The organism is uncultured Granulicatella sp., assembly GCF_963545075.1.
In the GTDB taxonomy this organism is placed as follows: Bacteria; Bacillota; Bacilli; order Lactobacillales; family Aerococcaceae; genus Granulicatella.
On record NZ_CAUUHX010000073.1, the window covers coordinates 1 to 6,051 of the forward strand.

General features: G+C 30.4%; 6 protein-coding genes. 2 read left to right on the plus strand and 4 right to left on the minus strand.

Annotation, left to right across the window (positions count from 1 at the left end; all coding sequences use genetic code 11):
• Positions 1–432: TOBE domain-containing protein (locus RWZ86_RS08020; protein ID WP_314681256.1), on the plus strand; the 432-nt coding region annotated here is incomplete at its 5' end.
• Between the two features lie 44 nt (positions 433–476).
• Here the strand turns inward: RWZ86_RS08020 and RWZ86_RS08025 are convergent.
• Entirely contained in the window at positions 477–1,142 is a 666-nt protein-coding gene (locus tag RWZ86_RS08025; RefSeq protein ID WP_314681258.1) for a TrkA family potassium uptake protein, read from the minus strand.
• A gap of 15 nt (positions 1,143–1,157) precedes the next feature.
• Positions 1,158–2,537: a potassium transporter TrkG gene (locus tag RWZ86_RS08030; RefSeq protein ID WP_314681260.1), complete on the minus strand. Its 1,380-nt coding sequence runs from the start codon at positions 2,535–2,537 to the stop codon at positions 1,158–1,160.
• Between the two features lie 146 nt (positions 2,538–2,683).
• Between RWZ86_RS08030 and rlmH the strand changes: the two genes are divergently transcribed.
• Positions 2,684–3,163: a 23S rRNA (pseudouridine(1915)-N(3))-methyltransferase RlmH gene (rlmH, locus tag RWZ86_RS08035; protein WP_314681262.1), complete on the plus strand. Its 480-nt coding sequence runs from the start codon at positions 2,684–2,686 to the stop codon at positions 3,161–3,163.
• Between the two features lie 250 nt (positions 3,164–3,413).
• On the opposite strand, the gene rplI is transcribed toward rlmH, so the two are convergent.
• Positions 3,414–3,866, minus strand: coding sequence for a 50S ribosomal protein L9 (gene rplI / locus RWZ86_RS08040; RefSeq protein ID WP_314681264.1), 453 nt, complete (start codon positions 3,864–3,866; stop codon positions 3,414–3,416).
• A 12-nt stretch (positions 3,867–3,878) separates the two neighbouring features.
• Positions 3,879–5,912, minus strand: coding sequence for a DHH family phosphoesterase (locus RWZ86_RS08045; protein ID WP_314681265.1), 2,034 nt, complete (start codon positions 5,910–5,912; stop codon positions 3,879–3,881).
• Positions 5,913–6,051: the final 139 nt, after the last annotated feature.

Below are 6,051 nucleotides of genomic sequence, written 5' to 3' on the forward strand. Positions count from 1 at the left end.
AACACTCCAAACAATGTATTCGTAGCAGGATTCATCGGATCACCAGCAATGAACTTCTTCAAAGTAACATTACAAGATGGCGTTATTTCAAACGGTAAAGGTTTATCTTTACAATTACCATTAGCGAAACAAAATCTATTAGAAGAAAAAGGATACAATGGTAAAGAATTAATCTTCGGTATTCGTCCAGAAGATATTAAAGGTTCGCAAATCGTTTTAGAAACATATCCTTCATCTTCTGTAAAAGCTGAAGTTGTTGTATCAGAATTATTAGGTGCTGAAACAATGTTATATACTAAAGTAGATGACACTGAATTCGTATCTAAAGTGGATGCTCGTGACTTCCACAACCCAGGAGAAATGGTTGATTTAGCATTTGACTTAAATAAATCACACTTCTTCGATGCTGAAACTGAAATGGTTATTCGTTAATGCAAACAAAAAAAGAAAGCTCCCTTTTGGAGAGCTTTCTTTTTTTAATCTTCATTCAGAAAATCAGCATTTTCTAATCGTTTACTATCAATAATCGCAACTAACATGACATTTTCTTGGATTTCATAATCAGCACTTAATTGTGTATTTAATGGTGCATTTTCTACCGGACGATAACCAATCAAGTTCAAATCATATTGTTGGCGTAAATGTAAATCTTTTAATGCTTTTCCGACCCATGATACTGGTGGGTAAAATTCTACTAAAGAGATATTTTCATCTAATGAAATTACATCCGCTAATTTATGATGTACAATATTTTTTGCAACACGAATTCCTGTTTCTTTTTCAGGATTAATAATTCTAGTGGCTCCCATCTTCATTAAGATTTCTGTTGAAGTTTTACTTTTAGCTTTTGCTACAATTTTTGGAACACCTAGTTTACTACAATGCATTACTGCTAAAATACTTGCTTCTAAATTACTTCCTGTCGCAATAACCGTTACATCACAATTACTAATGCCAATTTCCTCTAATACATGAAAATCTGTAATATCTGCAATAACTCCTTTTGTAATATAAGGTTCCAAGCGATTCACATTTTCTTCTTTACTATCTACTGCAATAATATCACAGTCATATTGACTTAATTGTTTCGCAATCGTTGTACCAAATAAGCCTAATCCTAAGATTCCTACTGTTTTTGTCATACTAAATCCTACTTTCTATCCAATTAATAATGGAGCTTTCGCATATTTTATTTTTGAATCTTGTTTCTTTCGATTTGAGAAACTTAATAATACCGTTAGTGGTCCAATTCTTCCGATAAACATTAGCGTCATAATAATGATTTGCCCAAGCATCGATAAGGTTGGTGTTAAATTAGCTGTTACACCTACTGTACACATAGCAGAAATCGTTTCAAATAATGTATACAATAATGGAGCTTGTGGATCCGTGATACTTAATAAAAATACACTACTTAATGTTAAGACTGTAAAAATAATAAAAATCATTAATGATTTTCTTGCCATTTCATAAGGAATCGTATGGTGTTTAAAATTAATCGATTTTTTCTCATAAATTTCTGAACGAATAAATAATAAAACAACTAATACCGTTGTTGTTTTAACACCACCAGCAGTTCCTCCTGGAGAACCTCCAATAAACATTTGAATACAATAGAGTAATAAAGTGGATGGATTCGCTTTTGTATAATCAATGCTTGCAAATCCTGCTGTTCTCATTGTTACAGTTTGAAAGAAACTAACTAATAATTTCTGTCCAAAATTTAAATTTCCGATTGTATCAAGATTATTCCACTCTGTAATAAGTGTTAGTAATGTTCCAGCAATTAAAATCCCTAATGTTAATAAAATGACAACTTTTGTATGATAGTGTAATCGTTTATAAAACATTTTATGATATTTATTTTGTAAGGAACGACGGTAGCATGAAATAGAATTTTTCACATCAAACCATACTGCAAAACCAATTCCACCTAATATAATCAACGCTGAAATAACCAATGATAATAATGGATCCGTTGCATAATCAATTAAACTATTACTTCCTAAGTTATCAAACCCTGCATTACAAAAAGCAGAAATTGCAAAAAATATAGAAGTAAATATTCCTTTTCCAACTCCCAACATCGGAATAAATCGATAAGAAAAAAGAATAGCAGCGATTCCTTCAATTATTAACGTATATTTAAAAATCGTACGTAAATAATCTTTAAAATCTTTTGTATCATCTCGATTCAAACTATCTTGGAGTGCCAAGCGATCTGTTAAAGATAGTTTCTTTCCTGAATCAAAAAAGAAAAAGGCAATCATACTCATTAAACCAAGTCCACCAATTTGCATTAAGAACATACAAATGATTTGACCAAATGTATTATAAGTAGAAGCGACTGGTTGAGTAAATAAACCCGTAACACAGACCATTGAGACTGTTGTAAATAAATGATCAAAATACGTGGCCTGTGAAGTCTCTAATTGTGAGATTGGTAAGTCTAATAAAAGTGATCCAACCAATATAACAATTGCAAAACTAGCTGCAATTCTTTTTGGAATAGATTGTTGAAATAAAAATCGAATCATTTCAAACCTCCTTATTCAGTTAAAATCTACTTTGCAAAGTATAATACTTTTCATCCTATTGTCAAGATACTTGAAATAAAAATTAATTTCATTCTTTTCATAATTTCGAGTATAATAATGGTGAGAAACGATAAAAGGAGACGCTTATGAATATTACCATTATTAGTGTTGGAAAATTAAAAGAGAAGTATTTAAAACAAGGAATAGACGAATATGCTAAACGATTAGGAAGTTACTGTAAACTTCAACTCATTGAAGTTCCTGATGAAAAAGCTCCAGAAAATTTAAGTGAAAAAGAAATGGAACAAGTCAAAGATAAAGAAGGAGAAAAAATTCTAGCTAAAGTAAAAGATTTAGATACCGTTATTGCTATGGCTATTGAGGGAGATTTAATTAGCTCAGAACAATTAGCTGAAAAGATTGAAAATTATGGAATTAATGGAAAAAGTTCTATTGTTTTCATTATTGGTGGTTCTCTTGGACTAAGTGATACAGTCAAAAAACGTGCGAATGCTAAAATTTCATTTGGTAGAATTACTCTTCCTCATCAATTAATGAGATTAGTGTTAGTCGAACAAATTTATCGTTCTTTTCGTATTACAGCAGGACATGCATATCATAAATAATTTTTTTATAAAATCTATAAATTTATTTCATAATTTCTTCATACTCTTCCTCTATACTTTAGTCATTCCCAAATAAGAATATTTATCCTCCCAAAATAAATATTTCTAATCCTTTTTTCCACCGATGAAAAATCGGTGGTTTTTATTTACATTTCTTTGTGAAATTTCTTACAAAAAATAAAAGCTATGGAAAACTTATCCACAGCCTTTAAATCATTTAACATTTTATCCACATATGTGGAATTTTTCATTATTGAGCAACAATATTCACAGTTAATGTTGCTTCAACATCATGATGTAATTTTACAGGTACCCGTGCAAAACCTAAAGCACGAATTGGTGCAGCTAATTCAAATTTACGACGATCTAATGCTACATTAAATGTTTTATTGAATTCTTCAGCGATTTGTTTTGCTGGAATGGCTCCGAATAAACGTCCATCTTCCCCAGCTTTTGCTTTAATTGTTACAACTGTTTCTTCTTTTTCTAAGAATTCTTTTAATTCTTTTGCTTGTGCTAATAATTCAGCATTATGTTTTTCTTCAGCTTTCTTTTGTCCTGCTAAAGTTGATAAGCTTGCATTTGTAGCTTCTTTTGCTAAACCATTTTTAATAAGGAAATTTTGTGCATAGCCATCTGCTACATTTTTTACATCTCCTTTTTTACCTTTACCTTTAACATCTTGTAGAAAAATAACTTTCATTTTTCTTACCTCCTATAAATCTATATCATTTCCTAATTCAGAAATTACTTCTTTTAATTGGATAACGGCTTCTTCAATCGTAGTATCACTTAATTGAGTAGCTGCATTTGAGAGGTGTCCTCCACCGCCCATTTTTTCCATGACTATTTGTACATTTTTATTACCTAAACTTCGACCACTAATACCAATACGCCCATCTTCACGTTTTGTCACAACAAATGAAGCATCAATATTTTCCATTGAAAGCATCATATCTGCTGTTTGTGCAGCTACAACTGTGGGATAAGGATTATCTTCTTCTCCTTGTACAATTCCAATATTATTGTCTAATAAAATTAATGAATTTAATAAATGACTTCTCAATAAATAAGTTTCTACATTTTCTTTCAATAATCTTTGAATGAGGATTGTATCTGCTCCTACTGATTTTAAATAACTTGCAGCATCAAATGTTCTTGAACCTGTTCTTAATGTAAAGTTTCTTGTATCTACAATAATTCCACCTAACATAGCCGTTGCTTCAATTGGTTGAATACTTTCTACATAATCATTCTGATATTCGAATAATTCTGTAATTAATTCACCAGTTGATGAAGCATATGGTTCAATATAAACTAAAACAGGATTTCTTGGGAAATCTTGATTTCTTCTATGGTGGTCAATTACAACAATTTTATTGGCTTGTTCTAATACTTCTGGCGAAGCTGCAATTACTGGACGACTAACATCCACTAATATGACTAATGTATTAGGTGTTAATTTTTCCAACGCTTCTTCAGGGGAAATAATATCATCTCTAATATCTTGTTTTTCTTGAATGACATCCATTAATTTATGAATATCATGTGAGTATTGTTCCTCATTTGTTACAATCCAAGCTTTTTTCTGATTCATATTTGCAATACGTCGAATCCCTAAACAGGCTCCAATCGCATCCATATCCGGAAACTGATGTCCCATTACAATAATTTCAGAAGCTTCTTCCATTAAATCTTTCAATGCTTGAGAAACCATTCTAGCTCTCACCCTTGTACGTTTTTCCATTGGGTTAGATTTTCCACCATAGAAACGTGCATCTTCATTTTGAGAACGAACTACTACTTGATCACCACCACGTCCTAAAGCTAAATCTAAGTTAGCTTGAGCATACGAAGCAATTTCTGGATATTTTACATCATTATTATTTTTATCAGCATAGGAGAAGCCCATACTAACTGTTAATGGAAAATTTTGTTTTGCTGTAGTTTCACGAATCTTATCCATAATATCAAACTTTTCTTTTTCCAAAGTTTCTAACGATTTTCTATTTAAAAATGCGATAAATCGATCTTCGTCCACTCTTTTCATAAAGATATTATGATGGATTGCCCAACTAGATAATTGGTTCGTTACAAAATTATTTAAATTAGACTTTCTTCTATCATTTAATGACTGGGAAACTTCCGAAAAATTATCTAAAAATATTTGACCAAAAACGATTTGTTCTTCATGATATTTTTCCTCAATACTTGCATATTCAGTAATATCTGTTAAATAAATCATTCGAATATCCGGATGTACGATTACTTGATATTTTTTATCTATATGAGTAAAAATATCATTTTCCTTATTTGTTTGTATTTGTCTTTTTACTTGATAATATAATCGTTCATTCAATTCCTTTAATGAAATTCCTATAACATCCTGTCTTTGGAGTTTTTTCTGTAAATATGGATTTATCCATGTAATATTTTCATTTACATCATATAAGATCATACCTATTGGCATTTTTAAATAGGCATCCTGTTCACCTTTACGAATCTTATAAGCTAAATCAATTGCATATTCATGAATTTTTTTACTAATATGCTGAATTGAAAAGTATCCTAATATGGCAAATAAACATAACCAAAATAGAAATACAAATCCTAACCATATATGGGTGACAAAACTCATCACACATAAAATACTTAAAAGAATAATAAAGGATCCTCCATAATACTTTACAGAAGGAATCTTTAGATAAGATGGAAGTTTTTCATACCATTCTTTAAAATGATTTAACATATGTTTATCACCATCTTTCTATATACATTTTAACATATTTTAAAGCTAAGGAATACCCTTCATGCTTTTTCAAAATGTTTCACGTGAAACATTTACTCCAACATCAGAGAAAAACTTCTAATGTTTCACGTGAAACATT

Excerpts from the sequence above, each read along its gene's own strand:
- RWZ86_RS08025 (WP_314681258.1), bottom strand. The coding sequence starts at position 1,142 with ATGACAAAAACAGTAGGAATCTTAGGATTAGGCTTATTTGGTACAACG.
- RWZ86_RS08030 (WP_314681260.1), bottom strand. The coding sequence starts at position 2,537 with ATGATTCGATTTTTATTTCAACAATCTATTCCAAAAAGAATTGCAGCT.
- rlmH (WP_314681262.1), top strand. The coding sequence starts at position 2,684 with ATGAATATTACCATTATTAGTGTTGGAAAATTAAAAGAGAAGTATTTA.
- rplI (WP_314681264.1), bottom strand. The coding sequence starts at position 3,866 with ATGAAAGTTATTTTTCTACAAGATGTTAAAGGTAAAGGTAAAAAAGGA.
- RWZ86_RS08045 (WP_314681265.1), bottom strand. The coding sequence starts at position 5,912 with ATGTTAAATCATTTTAAAGAATGGTATGAAAAACTTCCATCTTATCTA.